Genomic DNA, 13,623 nt, shown 5'->3' on the forward strand with positions numbered 1-13,623 from the left:
TCGTGAAGATTCGAGTGCTGTCCGATCTGCATCTGGAGAACGACGAGCCCGAGCTGATCCCGCATGCGCAGGCGGATCTGATCGTGCTGGCCGGCGACATCCACAATCACGCGGCCGGACCGCGCTGGGCCGCGCAGACTTTCGACGGCGCCGTGCCGGTGGTCTACGTGCCCGGCAATCACGAGTACTACGACGGCGAGTTCAGCGCGCTTGACGCCGCGCTCTACGACGCGGCCGCGCAGGTCGATAACGTGCACGTGCTGAACAACGCCGCGCTGGTCGACCCGCAAGGCCGGTGGCGCGTGCTCGGCACGACCTTGTGGACCGACTTCGCGTTGTACGGGAACGACCCGGACACGCTCGCCGAATCGATCGAGGCGTCGCGCAAGGTCATGCTCGATTTCCGCGGGCTGATCCAGATGAACTGGCCGCACGACACCCATGACGCCACGCGCGACTTCACGCCCGACGACTCGCTCGCGCTGCACCGGCAAGCACGCGCCTGGCTGGAAGGCGAACTCGCCAGGCCGTTCGGCGGCAAGACGATCGTCGTCACGCACCACGCGCCGCATCGGCTGAGTCTCGCCGAGCGTTACGCGGAAGACCTCGTGTCGGCGGGCTTCGTCAATCACTTGCCGGACCTCGTGGGCCCGCCTGTCGCGCTGTGGATTCATGGGCACACGCATACGCCGTTCGACTACAACGTGAATGGCACGCGCGTGGTCTGCAATCCGCGCGGCTATCTCGACCGGCGCACCGGCTTGCTGGAAAATCCGCTTTTCGCGTGGGATAAGGTTGTCGAGATCTAGCGGGCACTGAGGTGGGTTGGGTCGGCTTCGGCTTGGATCGGCTTCGGCTTGAGTCGGCTTCGGTTCGGGTCGCTCAGCCGGGTCGGTCGGGTCGGTCGGCTAGGGGCCGATCTGGGTAGCGGGCCGGCACGGCAGGCACTACGCTGTCGAGGTTGTCGAACCGCGGTCATCCAACCGCGGTTGTCGAACCCCAGGCCGGTCGCCTCCGGAGGTCGCTCATGTGTGGTCGAATCAGCCAGTATCGCGATCCGCATCTCTACGCCGAGCACCTCGGCCTCGCCGATCCACTCATGCTCTTCGATGCCGTCGACCGCCGTCCCGGCTACAACCTCGCGCCCGGCACCCACCCGCTCGCCATCTATCCGGATCAGACGGTACACGCGGTCCACTGGGGCTATTGCCCGGACTGGGCACGCGAACAACATCTGCCGCAGACGATCAACGCGCGCGCGGACGCCGCGCCGAACGGGCGCTACTTCAAGGAACTGTGGAAAACCGGACGGGTAGTGGTGCCGGCGGACGGCTGGTTCGAGTGGCGCACGGAAACCGCGTCCGTGACCACCATCGCGGACAGCAAAGACAGACTAGACGAGCCGCCGATTCGCCAGCCCTACTTCGTGCATCTGAAGAGCGACTCGCCCATGTATCTCGCGGCGCTCTCGAGCGTGCGCGGCACCGAGCCGCAAATGGAAGGCATGGGAATGGTGATCGTGACGGCCATCGCCGACGCGGGCCTCGTCGACGTGCACGACCGTCGTCCGCTGGCATTCGCGCCGGACGCGGCGCGGCGCTGGCTGGACCCGAAACTCCCGCTCGACGAACTCGAGCGCTTGACGCGCAGCGCGGGCTTGGCCGCCGGGCGCTTTCGCTGGCATCGGGTGAGCCACGACGTGGACCGCACGCTCAATGACGAGCCGGGTCTGATCGCAGCAGTGAACTGAATTTGAGCGACAAACGTGAGCGCGGAACGTGAGTCACCCGCTACGCCCCAAGAACGGAAAACAGGCCGGCCGCCAAAGCGGCGCCACGCCAATCCTCAGCGATCGCGCCGCTGCCCCTGCAAATCCGGACGCTCGACCTTGACCGGCACCAATTGCGGCTGCTGTTCGCGCAGGCGGCGGAGCAGATCGCGCGATGCGGCGATCCCGATCAAGCCCAACATGACGGCCACGCCGATCATCAGATGCGTATCCATGAATCCCTCGTCCTTCTGTCGTTGCGATGTGTAGCGATTTGCCGAACGGCGGCGAACTGCGCGCGTCCGGTGCAATACCGCAGCGCATGAACGACACGTTAGCAAATCGACCGCGCGGGAGAAGTAAGGAAATGTTGCGACGCGGCACTTATGTAACAGTGGCCCGTGCCGCGTGGCGGCAGCCCGTTGGCCATCGCCGGAACGCCCGCACGGCGCGGTGTCAGGTTCGCGCGAACTCGCGCAGTTCCTCCTGATCCGCGGCCAGCGTGACAGGTAGTTCCTCACGCAGGAACTCGACCCACGTGCGGATCTTGGCGTCCAGATACTGCCGGGACGGATACAACGCGTACAGATTCATTTCCTGCGACGTGTATTCCGGCAGCAGCCACACCAGTTCGCCGCTTCGCAAACCGCTAATTGCCGAGTAGATCGGAATCAGCCCGACGCCCATGCCGCTCGACACCGCCACCGCCATGGCTTCGGCCACGTTCACCTGGAACGTGGTCGCGCCGAGCGCGATGGTTTCCTCGCCGTTTGGGCCGTCGAAGGTCCATTTGTCGGTCGGGAACACCGGCGTGACCATTTGCAGACACGCATGGCGCGAGAGGTCGGCCGGCGTTTGCGGCACGCCGTGCCGCTCCAGATACGCAGGCGACGCGCACGCAATGCTGAACGCGCTGCCCAACCGCTGCGACACCAGCCCCGAATCCGGCAGACCGGTGGCGAGCGTGAGCGACACGTCGAAACCTTCGTCGAGCAGATCGGGCATGCGCTGCGCGAGCGTCAGTTCGATATGCACGTCCGGGTAGCGGTCCTGATAGCGGCCGACGGCCGGCACCACATAGTGCTGGCCAAAGCTCGTCATGGCGTGGACCTTCAGCTTGCCGGACGGGCGGGCGTGGGCGTCGCTCGCCTCGGCCTCCGCCTGATCCACGTACGCGAGAATCTGCTCACAGCGCTGCAAATAACGCTCGCCGGCCTCGGTCAGCGCGATGCGGCGCGTCGTGCGGTTCAGGAGGCGCGTGCGCAGATGCGCTTCCAGATCAGATACCGCGCGCGACGCGTAGGCCGTGGTCGTGTTCAGATGCTGCGCGGCGCCCGTGAAGCTGCCCGCTTCGACGACGCGGACAAATACGCGCATGTTTTGAAGCGTATCCATAACTTTTCCTTGTGATCGGAAGCGATTGTTACACGATTCGCAAAGGCGATTGTCTCATATCCCGTAAAAATGCCTTGCATCTTTACCGGTTATTCCCCAATCAATCAAAAAATATAATGGCGCACATGCTTCTATAATCATTTTTGGAGGAAATCGTGCAGTCTCCGGTACAGAAAGGGGTCGCCGCAGCCGCGGTTCTTACGATCCTATTAACAATCGCCGGCTGCGCCAGTACCGGAGGCGTCGCGCCGCAAGCAAGCGGAATCGAGCCCGCTTCGCTCGACGCGGGCAACGCGATCCGCGCCGCCAATGCGGACGCCCAATGGCCGGCCGTCGACTGGTGGCGCGCCTATAACGATCCGCAACTGAACCAGTGGATCGAAGAGGCGCAGGCGGGCAATCCAAGCCTCGCGGCAGCCCAGGCGCGCGTGCGCGAAGCCATGTCGATGGCGGGTGTCGCCCGTTCGGCGTTGTCGCCGCAAGTCAACGGCAGCCTGTCGATCCAGCGCCAGAAGTGGGCCGACAACCTCTACTACGGCCCGGGGCCGCTGGCCGGCGAGCAATCGTGGAACAACACCGGCACGCTCGGCCTGTCGTATCACCTCGACATCTGGGGCAAGGACAAGAACGCCGCCGAGCGCGCGCTCGACGCCGCCCACGCGAGCGCGGCGGATGCGCGCGCCGCCCAGCTCGAACTGGAAGGCAACGTGGTGCGCACGTACATCGAGATGTCGATGAACTATGCGCTGCTCGACATCGCCAAAGCCACCTTGCAGCAACAGCAGCAGATCGTGGATCTGGCCAACCGGCGTCTGAAAGGCGGCATTGGCACGCAACTCGAAGTGAGCCAGGCCGAAACGCCGCTGCCGGAATACGAACGCCAGATCGACGAAATCGAAGAAAAGATCGCGCTCGGGCGCAATCAGCTGGCCGCACTGGCCGGCAAGGGTCCGGGCGCGGGCGATTCGATCCAGCGTCCGACGCTTTCGCTGAACGCGCCGGCCGGCCTGCCGAGCGCCTTGCCCGCAGACCTGATCGGCCATCGGCCGGACGTGGTCGCGGCGCGCTGGACGGTCGCGGCGCAAGCGCGCGGCATCGACGTGGCCAAGGCGGACTTTTATCCGGACATCAACCTGCTGGCGTCGATCGGCGGTTATGCGGCGATGGGGCCGCTGTTCCAGTTTCTGAAGAACCCGTCGCATAGCTGGAGCGCGGGGCCGGCGCTGTCGCTGCCGATCCTCGACGGCGGACGGCTGCGTTCGCAACTCGGTGCGGCGTCGGCGGGCTATGACGAAGCCGTCGATGGTTATAACCAGTCGATTGTCGGCGCGCTCAAGGATATTTCCGATCAGGTGATCCGCATCCGCTCGCTCGCCACTCAGGCCGACGACGCCGACCGTTCGGTCGCGGCGGCCCGCAAGAACTACGACCTGTCGCGCGAAGGTTACCGGCGCGGGCTGACCGATTACCTGAACGTGCTGATCGCGCAAAACCAGTTGCTGCGCGCGCAGGAAGGCGTCGCGAAGATTCAGGCCGAGCGGCTGGGCGCGCATGCGTCGCTGGTCACGGCGTTGGGCGGTGGTCTCGACGATCCGGCTAACGGTCCGCAGGCGAATGAGACGCTGCCGGCGCATGGGAAGGGCAAAGCTGCAGCGGCGGGTTCGAACGCTGGAGCCGCGCCCGCGAACGCGACGGCAAAAGCCGAGTCGGCTAGCCGCCTGGAGAAAGCCGCACCGGCCACCGCTGACACAGACCGCGCACGGAATGCCAGGCCGAGCGTCGTGAAACCGTCGCCCGCTGCTGCCAACGGTGCGAACGCTAGCGGAATGAGTGCGGCAGCGGCCACTTCTGTTCCGTCCACCGCTGCCCCGTCGGCCAAGTCGGGAAGCTGACCATGTCCGCCTCTTCTTCCGCCTCGCGCCCGGCGTCGTTCGCCGCGTTATACGCGGCCGCCGCCGACTGGGCGCGCAACGACGGCCTCACCTGGATCTACCTCTTCAAAGCGCTCGCCGCCTGCTTCCTCGCGCTCGGCGTCGCGATGAAGCTCGACCTGCCGCAGCCGCGCACCGCGATGACCACCGTGTTCATCGTGATGCAGCCGCAAAGCGGCATGGTGTTCGCGAAGAGCTTCTACCGGATCTGCGGCACGCTGGTCGGTCTCGTCGTGATGCTCGCGTTGATCGGGCTGTTCGCGCAGCAGCCGGAACTGTTTATCGTCACGACCGCGATCTGGGTCGGCATCTGCACCGCGGGCGCCGCGCGCAACCGCAATTTCCGGTCGTACGGCTTCGTGCTGGCCGGCTATACCGCCGCGCTGATCGGCATCCCCGCTTCGCAACATCCGGACGGCGCGTTTCTGAGCGCGCTCACGCGGGTGGCCGAAGTGGTGGTCGGCATCGTCTGCGCGGGCGCGGTGAGCGGCCTCGTGTTTCCGCAGTTCGCCGGCTTGCAGATGCGCAGCACCGTGCGCGCGCGTTTCTCGGCGTTCGTCGAGTATGTGTCGGCGTCGCTCGCCGGCCGCAACGACCGCGCGCAGATCGAAGCGACCAACGCGCGCTTTGTCGCCGACATCGTCGGTTTCGAAGCGGCCCGCAGCGTGGCCGTGTTCGAAGGCCCCGATTCGCGCATGCGCGGCGGCCGTCTCGCGCGTCTGAACAGCGAGTTCATGACCGCGTCGACGCGCTTTCACGCGTTGCATCAGTTGATGAACCGCTTGCGCAACACACACACGAGCGGCGCGGCCACCGCGATCGACGCACTCGAGCCGTACTTCAAGGAAATCGCCCCGCTGCTCGCGAAATCCGGCGAACCCGTGCTGAGTGCCGCCGACGCCGCGCACGCCGCCGCGCAGCTCGAAGCCTACAAAGCCGAGTTGCCCAAACGCGTGCGCGCGACACGCGCGCAGCTGGAAGCGTACCCCGAGACGCCGCTGCTCGACTTCGACACCGGCGCCGAACTGCTGTACCGCTTCATCGACGATTTGCATGCTTATGCCGCCACGTACGCGTCGCTCGCCGTCGATACGCACGAGCGCGAGCGCTGGATCGAACGTTACGAACCGAAGACGAACGCGCTTGCCGCGGGCGTCGCGGGCGTGCGCGCCGCCATCGTGATGATGGCGCTCGGCGCCTTCTGGATCGCGACCGCGTGGCCGAGCGGTTCGACCTTGACGCTGAATGCCGCGGCCATTTGCGCGCTGGCGTCGTCGTCGCCGAATCCGAAGCGCACCGCGTTCCAGATGGCGGCCGGCACGCTGGCCGCCACGGTGATGGGCATGATCGCGGTGTACGGCGTGTTTCCGCACATCGACGGCTTCCCGCTACTGTGCGCCGCGCTCACGCCGTTCCTGCTGCTCGGCGTGTTCATGACGACGCGGCCCGCGCTGGCCGGCTACGGTGTCGGCTACTGCATCTTCTTCTGTTTCCTGGCCGGCCCGGACAACGTGATTCACTACGACCCGAGCGCCTTCATGAACGATGCGCTGGCGCTCGTGCTGTCGATCCTGGTGTCGTCGATCGCGTTCGCGGTGTTGCTGCCGCCTTCGACGCCGTGGCTGCGTAACCGCCTGCTGGTGGATCTGCGGCGCCAGGTCGTGCTGGCGAGCCGCGCGGGCATGCACCGGGTGCGTTCGCGCTTTGAAAGCGGCGCGCGCGATCTGATGTTCCAGATCAACGCGCTCGCGCAGAACGAACCCGAGCTCAAACGCGACACGTTGCGCTGGCTCTTCTCGGTGCTCGAAGTGGGCAACGCGATGATCGACTTGCGCCGCGAAGTTGCGGCGCTGCCCGCCGACGCGCGCTACGCGAAGTCGATGCCGTGGCGCGTCGCGTTACGTGCGATGCGCGACGCGCTGGCCGCGCTATTCGAGCGGCCGCGTGAAGACCGCTTCGACCGCGCGCTTGTCGCGACTACCGACGCCATCGCCGCCGTTCAGCAGATGCTCGCCACCTTCACGCCGCCGCGTGAAGAGCGGCATCGACTGCAACGCATATTGAGTCAACTGCATTTCATTCGTACCGCGCTGCTCGATCCGCAATCGCCGCTTGAACCGCTGATGAGCGGACGTGCCGACGCGTCAGAAGGAGTTCGTCATGCCACGTGATATCGCCGTTTTCGACGCCTACGTGCCGGCCATCGTGCTGCTGTTCATCGCGGGCGCCGCGCTTACCTGGGTGTTGGACCGCGTGATCGCCTATACGGGCGTGTATCGCGTGGTGTGGCATCCGTCCTTGTTCCGGGCCAGCTTGCTCGTGTGTGTGTGCGGCGTGCTGGGTCTCGCCGTTTATCGTTGATCAGAGTCGAAACATGACCATCCGAAATATTGTGGGCTTCGTCGCGACAGCCGTTATTTTTATCGTCGCGATTTTGATTGGACGCGTGTTGTGGGTTCATTACATGGACGAACCGTGGACGCGCGATGGGCGCGTGCGCGCCGAAATCGTGAATGTCGCGCCCGATGTTTCTGGCGCGGTTGTCGATCTGCCTGTGAAGGACAATCAACTGGTGAAGAAAGGCGATCTGTTGATGCAGATCGATCCCTCGCACTATGAGATTGCGGTCGAGCAGGCGCAGGCTGCGGTGGCTGCGCGAAAGGCCGAGTTGCAGATGAAGCGCGATGATGCGCAGCGGCGGGCGGATATGGATGCTTTGGTTGTGTCCAAAGAGAGCCGTGAGAATGCAACGCATACGGCTTCGGCCGCGGAGGCTTCTTATCAGCAGGCTGTGGCCGCTCTGGATGCGGCTAAATTGAATCTTTCGAGGACGCGGGTTGTGTCGCCGGTTGATGGGTATGTCACTAACCTCAGCGTGTTTCGCGGGGATTATGCGACTGCCGGGGCGGCTAAGCTGGCTATCGTCGATAGTCACTCGTTCTGGGTTTATGGGTATTTTGAGGAGACCAAGCTTCCTCATGTGCGTATTGGTGATAAGGCCGAGGTTCGGCTGATGAGCGGTGGCACATTGCAAGGGCACGTCGAAAGTATTTCTCGCGGTATATATGATCGGGATAATCCCGAAAGTCGTGAACTGCTCGCAGATGTGAATCCGACTTTCAACTGGGTGCGTCTCGCGCAGCGCGTTCCCGTGCGGGTGAGGATTGATTCCGTGCCGGATGACGTGGTGTTGGCCGCGGGGATTACTTGTACGGTTGTGGTGACGCCATCGGCTGGTAAGTCGAGCTGAGCGGTTTTGTCGTTGCGCGCATGACCGGCGGGATTTGCGGCATGGTGGCACGTCCTTGCCGACACGCGTATTACGGCTGAAATGAAGACACTCGACCGGTGCGCGAGAAAATGTGGCTCGCCGGTCGCAGTGGCGCTAAGATGTGCGCGCCCTCATTGCCGGCCCTTCAATCGCGGGCCAGGCAAGTCGTTGAAGGCTTGATAAAAATGAAAACTCAGTCTCGTCGGCGACTTGCCTTAGGCCACTGCCGCGAAGCGTACGAAAGCGCGTGCATAAGCCCTGATGCCTTCGTGTGTTCGTGCTGTTACCGGCTGGGCTACTGAGCTCCTCACGGTTCGACTGTCGCCAATGCCGCTCCTCGACGGCCCGCGACGATTTGAAAGGGCAATATAAAAATGCAGAAAGTGTCACGCGGGGTTTTCGTACTAGGTCTGTCCGTCGTGTTAAGTGCTTGCGGGGGCAGCGCCGGAACAACTTCTTCAGGCAATACCGAGAGCAGCGCCAATGCAGCCCCGACCACGCTGGCGGCAGGCGCCAGCCGAACCATGACAGCAAACATGTCGGTGCAGGTTCCCGCCGGCACGATTGTATCGTCGCCAAACGGCGACATCGTCACGATCGGCGGAACGTCGAATACCATCTACACACAGACTGGCGCGCAGGTCACTGTGCCCGCGAATGCAACGGGTCCGGCAAACAATCTCGTGACAACCGCGCAGGCAACGGGTAACGGCATTACCACCTCCGCCTTGACGGCTGTCAGCATGGCCGGCTCCCCCATAACAAACCTGTCCCCCGTCGATGGAACCGGCGAAGCCGCGGTTCTCTGGGGAGGCGGCCATCTCACCGTGAACGCTTCCGGCGACATCGTCCTCTCCGACCGGCTAGCCCTGCGGCGAGTCACGCAGTCCGGCGTGGTCACCACACTATCGTCCGCTGCCGAGTGGGACGGCGTCGCAATCGATGCCGCCGGCAACATCTACGGTTCGGGCAACACCACGCTTACTTCCACATCGCCGTTCACATTGGGCGGATCGCTCAGTGAACTCACGGCGTCGGGCGTCTACCAGCAACTATTCGCAAACTGGGCCACCGCCAGTTCCGGCCTCGTTGGCGGAGGCGGCCTCGTCGCGGACAACAAAGGAAACCTGTTTCTTGCCGATGCCGCAAACAACCGCATCGTGAAGTTCAATCTGGCCGGCAACACATGGACGGTTCTAGCCGGCAGCGGTACGAGTGGCAATGTTGACGGAGTGGGTAGCGCGGCGACATTCTCATTCAACGGAACGCCCGATCTTGCGATCGACAGCAGCGGTGACCTTTATGTAAAAAGTCTCGACGCGGTCCGCAAGATTGCGCCGGATGGCACCGTGACGACCGTGGCGAGCAAGCTGTCGAATGCCAGTAGTGCAATTGCGGTGGACAGCCAGGGCAACGTCTACGCCGCGGGCGTGCAAATCATCTACCGGATTGCGGCCAACGGCAGCATGGTGTCCTACCCATTCAGCAACTCGACCGACTTCATTACGTCCATGACCACCGACAGCGCCGGCAATCTGTATGTGGGCACGCGTGGCGTAGGTGCGCAGGTTTTCAAGATCACGTTCTGATTGTCTAAAAGGGTGGGCCGCGCGACGAAGGGCCGCGCGCGACCTTCCCTTACAACCTGAACTTCCCAACCATCGTCTTCAAACCCCGCGCCTGATCGTCCAACGACCTCGCAGCGGCCGTAGCCTCCTCCACCAATGCCGCATTCTGCTGCGTCCCGGAATCCATTTGCGTCACGGCGAGATTGATCTCCTCGATCCCGGCGCTCTGCTCGGAAGAAGCCGCCGAAATCTCGCCCATGATGTCGGTCACCCGCTTCACCGCTTTGACGACCTCATCCATAGTCTGTCCGGCGTCCTGAGCCAGGGTCGAGCCATTGCTCACGCGCTCCACCGACGTGCTGATCAACCCCTTGATCTCCTTCGCCGCCGCAGCACTGCGCTGAGCGAGATTGCGCACCTCAGCGGCCACGACTGAAAAACCACGCCCTTCCTCACCAGCCCGCGCCGCCTCAACCGCCGCATTCAAAGCAAGAATATTGGTCTGAAACGCGATCCCTTCGATCACGCCAATGATGTCGCCGATACTGCGCGCGCTATCGTTGATATCGTTCATCGTCGCGACCACGCGGCTCACCACGGCGCCGCCCTTCTCCGCGATCTCCGACGCGTTGTTGGCCAGCGTGCTCGCCTGCTTCGCGTTATCGGCGTTCTGGCGAACCGTCGAGGTCAACTGCTCCATGCTGCTAGCCGTGCGTTCGAGCGCCATCGCCTGCTGCTCGGTGCGCTGCGACAGGTCCAGATTGCCCATCGAAATCTCACCCGACGCCGTCGCAATCGCGTCCGCGCTGGACGCGATATCGGCCACCGTCGTCGCGAGCCCGCTTTGCATGTCGTGCAGCGCGAACAGCATGCTCGACTTGTCCTTGCGACCCAGCGCGATCTCGACCGACAGATCGCCCGCCGCGATCCGGCTGGCAATTTCCTTCGCATACGCCGGCTCGCCGCCGAGCTGGCCGGCAAGCCGCCGCACCACCCACTCGCTGATGCCGAACGCGAGCACGATCAGCCCGAGCGTCGCCACCGCGATCATCACGAACGACGAGTGGTAAATGAAGCCCGACGCCTCGATGGTCGCCTTCGCCGCCGTGCCGCGCTGCGCGACGAGTTCGTCGACCATTTTTTCCAGCTTGCCGGTTTCGACCAGCATCGACACGTCCTGCGTGCCGACCTGCCAGTTCATTTGCGATAAATCGAGCGGCTGCGCTTTCACGAGCGTCACGAAGTCGCGCAGATGTCCGCTCCACACCGTCACGGCAGCGGCGAATTTCTTCTGCTGATCGACGGCCTTCGCGTCGGACGTGTCGACGTACTGTTGCAGCGTGCCGAGTTGCGCGGCGAGACCGCTCAGGCCCGCCTCGATGTCGGTGCCGAGTTCGTCGCGCTCTTTCGCGGTGGTTGCGGTGAGCAGCATTTTTTGCGCGCGGCTCGCGCGCAGCATGTGGCCGCGCGCTTCTTCCGCGGCGCGGCTGGCGACGTGCCCCTGATCGTAGATGGATTGGGTGGACGCGTTCAGACGGCTGATCTGGGTCAGCGAAAACACGCCGATCAATAGCGTGCCGATCAGCAGCACGGCAAACGCGAGGCGCAACATCGCCTTCACCGACAAACCCTTGAGCCTCACCGCCCGCGAGCGGCTGCTCTGGCCACGCGGCGGCTTGCCCGCCGCTTCTCCCTCCGGTACGAATCCCGCGCCCGTCTGGCTGCCCAGCGAAACTGCTTTCATATTCCCCGTCCCCACGTTTAGAACTGCCGGAAAGGTCGGTTCCGGCATTGCTTCTTATCTCTCCGGGTCTACGGCAAGAACGTCCGCGATCTTTAACGTCGCTCGCGAAATGCCGGCCGCTTTCGCCACATGTGTCGCCCGGTCCTCGACGCGCTGCTTTGTAAGCCGCGCGCCCGCGACCGTTTTATACACGGCCAAAAATCGCCGGTCGGGATATATCAGATGACTTGCCAGCCGCGCGTGGCCGTGGCAGCACGCATGCTCCCGGCACCGTCGAGGTGCGCGCGGTTCCCGGTTTCGGCGCAGCGTCTCTGGCCCTTATCAGCAGTACATGTCCGATTCGCGACAAAACTTGTCCTTACAATTCGGTCAGGCCACATTAAACTTCGACAAATAGTTGACGACGCAAAAATGCCGCGTCGAAATGCCGCAGCGCTGAAAACGTTGCTCGAATAGCGCCCGGCGGCTTCAGATCCCTCTTTCTTCTCTCTCATCTAGCGTATGGAAACGAGCCTCGATAAAAGCGCCCTCGCCGGCGCGCCAGCCGGAACGGGAACCGGCGCGGCCACTGCCGCGCAACCCGCCGCCAAAGTGCAGCGCACGGTGTACTCCGTGCTCGGCGCGATCAGCTTCTCGCACCTGCTCAACGACATGATCCAGTCGTTGATCCTAGCGATCTATCCGATGCTGAAAGACAACTTCTCGTTGTCGTTCGGCCAGATCGGCCTGATCACGCTGACTTACCAGATCACCGCGTCGCTGCTGCAGCCGCTCGTCGGCACTTATACGGACAAGCATCCGAAGCCCTATTCGCTGCCCGTCGGCATGGGCTTCACGCTCGCGGGTCTGCTGCTGATGTCGGTCGCGCCCAACTTCGGCGTGCTGCTGGTGGCGGCGGCGCTGGTCGGCTGCGGTTCGTCGGTGTTCCATCCGGAATCGTCACGGGTTGCGCGCATGGCGTCGGGCGGCCGTCACGGGCTGGCGCAGTCGCTGTTCCAGGTGGGCGGCAATGCGGGTTCGTCGCTCGGGCCGCTGCTCGCCGCATTGATCGTGATTCCGCACGGCCAGCGCAGCATCGCGTGGTTCTCGGTGGCGGCGCTCGTCGCGATCGTCGTGCTGACGCAGATCGGCCGCTGGTACAAGCAGCATCCGTCGGTGAAGAAGGCGCGCAGCGTCGCCGGTCACGCCACGCTGTCGCGCAACAAGGTCATGTTCGCGATGGGCGTGCTGATCCTGCTGGTGTTCTCGAAGTATTTCTATCTGGCCAGCATCAACAGCTACTTCACGTTCTATCTGATCGACAAGTTCCATCTGCCGGTCCAGGCGGCGCAGGTCCATCTGTTCGTGTTCCTCGCGGCCGTCGCGGCGGGCACGATGATCGGCGGCCCGATCGGCGACAAGATCGGCCGCAAGTACGTGATTTGGGTGTCGATTCTCGGCGTGGCGCCGTTCACGCTGCTGCTGCCGTACGCCAACCTGTTCTGGACCGGCGTGCTGACGGTGATCATTGGCGTGGTGCTGGCTTCGGCGTTCTCGGCGATCCTCGTGTACGCGCAGGAGTTGATCCCCGGCAAGGTGGGCATGGTCGCGGGCCTCTTCTTCGGCTTTGCGTTCGGCTTGGGCGGGATCGGCGCGGCGGTCCTCGGGCAATTGGCCGACGCCACCAGCATCACGTACGTGTACAAGGTCTGCTCGTTCCTGCCGCTGATCGGCGTGTTGACGGTGTTCCTGCCGGATGTGGAAGGCAAGCGCGCAAAGGCGTGATGGCCGTGCGATCGCGGGTCTGATGAGAGAAAGGCGCTTCGGCGCCTTTTTCTTTGTCTTTGCGCGAACCTGGCGAGCGCGGCGTGTGCGGCTCATCGCCGCGCCGGACGGCGCCCCGCATCGCTCATGGTGAACCCGCGTTGTCCGCCGAGCCACGCCTGCTCTATGCTTGTGCGGACACA

11 protein-coding genes are annotated in these 13,623 nt (G+C 63.9%); 8 read left to right on the forward strand and 3 right to left on the reverse strand.

Going from position 1 to position 13,623, the window contains the following annotated elements:
• The first annotated feature begins 2 nt into the window (after positions 1-2).
• The gene (locus ACQKRQ_RS18655) at positions 3-809 is read left to right on the forward strand and encodes a metallophosphoesterase (protein WP_132373681.1); all 807 of its coding nucleotides are present in this window, start codon (positions 3-5) and stop codon (positions 807-809) included.
• A 218-nt stretch (positions 810-1,027) separates the two neighbouring features.
• Positions 1,028-1,750, forward strand: coding sequence for an SOS response-associated peptidase (locus tag ACQKRQ_RS18660; RefSeq protein WP_427478681.1), 723 nt, complete (start codon positions 1,028-1,030; stop codon positions 1,748-1,750).
• A 95-nt stretch (positions 1,751-1,845) separates the two neighbouring features.
• Here ACQKRQ_RS18660 and ACQKRQ_RS18665 read toward each other — a convergent pair whose 3' ends face one another.
• Positions 1,846-2,004: a hypothetical protein gene (locus ACQKRQ_RS18665; protein ID WP_165923807.1), complete on the reverse strand. Its 159-nt coding sequence runs from the start codon at positions 2,002-2,004 to the stop codon at positions 1,846-1,848.
• A gap of 220 nt (positions 2,005-2,224) precedes the next feature.
• The gene (locus ACQKRQ_RS18670; RefSeq protein ID WP_132373679.1) at positions 2,225-3,163 is read right to left on the reverse strand and encodes a LysR family transcriptional regulator; all 939 of its coding nucleotides are present in this window, start codon (positions 3,161-3,163) and stop codon (positions 2,225-2,227) included.
• Positions 3,164-3,318: 155 nt separating this feature from the next.
• Between ACQKRQ_RS18670 and ACQKRQ_RS18675 the strand changes: the two genes are divergently transcribed.
• From ACQKRQ_RS18675 to ACQKRQ_RS18695, 5 genes are all read left to right on the forward strand, one after another.
• Positions 3,319-5,055: an efflux transporter outer membrane subunit gene (locus ACQKRQ_RS18675; RefSeq protein WP_427478683.1), complete on the forward strand. Its 1,737-nt coding sequence runs from the start codon at positions 3,319-3,321 to the stop codon at positions 5,053-5,055.
• A 2-nt stretch (positions 5,056-5,057) separates the two neighbouring features.
• Positions 5,058-7,265, forward strand: a complete 2,208-nt coding sequence (locus ACQKRQ_RS18680; protein WP_427478685.1) for an FUSC family protein — start codon at positions 5,058-5,060, stop codon at positions 7,263-7,265.
• Complete coding sequence (locus ACQKRQ_RS18685) at positions 7,255-7,455, forward strand: DUF1656 domain-containing protein (RefSeq protein ID WP_012433767.1); 201 nt, start codon at positions 7,255-7,257, stop codon at positions 7,453-7,455. The genes ACQKRQ_RS18680 and ACQKRQ_RS18685 overlap by 11 nt, the downstream gene beginning before the upstream one ends.
• A gap of 13 nt (positions 7,456-7,468) precedes the next feature.
• The gene (locus ACQKRQ_RS18690; protein ID WP_132373676.1) at positions 7,469-8,344 is read left to right on the forward strand and encodes an efflux RND transporter periplasmic adaptor subunit; all 876 of its coding nucleotides are present in this window, start codon (positions 7,469-7,471) and stop codon (positions 8,342-8,344) included.
• A gap of 545 nt (positions 8,345-8,889) precedes the next feature.
• Positions 8,890-9,954 carry a hypothetical protein gene (locus ACQKRQ_RS18695; RefSeq protein ID WP_427478687.1) on the forward strand — a complete coding sequence of 355 codons (1,065 nt, stop codon included), beginning with the start codon at positions 8,890-8,892 and terminating at the stop codon, positions 9,952-9,954.
• 49 nt (positions 9,955-10,003) lie between these two features.
• Here the strand turns inward: ACQKRQ_RS18695 and ACQKRQ_RS18700 are convergent, their stop codons facing one another.
• The gene (locus ACQKRQ_RS18700; RefSeq protein ID WP_427478689.1) at positions 10,004-11,677 is read right to left on the reverse strand and encodes a methyl-accepting chemotaxis protein; all 1,674 of its coding nucleotides are present in this window, start codon (positions 11,675-11,677) and stop codon (positions 10,004-10,006) included.
• A 501-nt stretch (positions 11,678-12,178) separates the two neighbouring features.
• Between ACQKRQ_RS18700 and ACQKRQ_RS18705 the strand changes: the two genes are divergently transcribed.
• The gene (locus ACQKRQ_RS18705) at positions 12,179-13,441 is read left to right on the forward strand and encodes an MFS transporter (RefSeq protein WP_132373673.1); all 1,263 of its coding nucleotides are present in this window, start codon (positions 12,179-12,181) and stop codon (positions 13,439-13,441) included.
• The last annotated feature ends 182 nt before the right edge of the window (positions 13,442-13,623 follow it).

It is taken from the genome of Paraburkholderia sp. NPDC080076, assembly GCF_050281145.1.
In the GTDB taxonomy this organism is placed as follows: domain Bacteria; phylum Pseudomonadota; class Gammaproteobacteria; order Burkholderiales; family Burkholderiaceae; genus Paraburkholderia.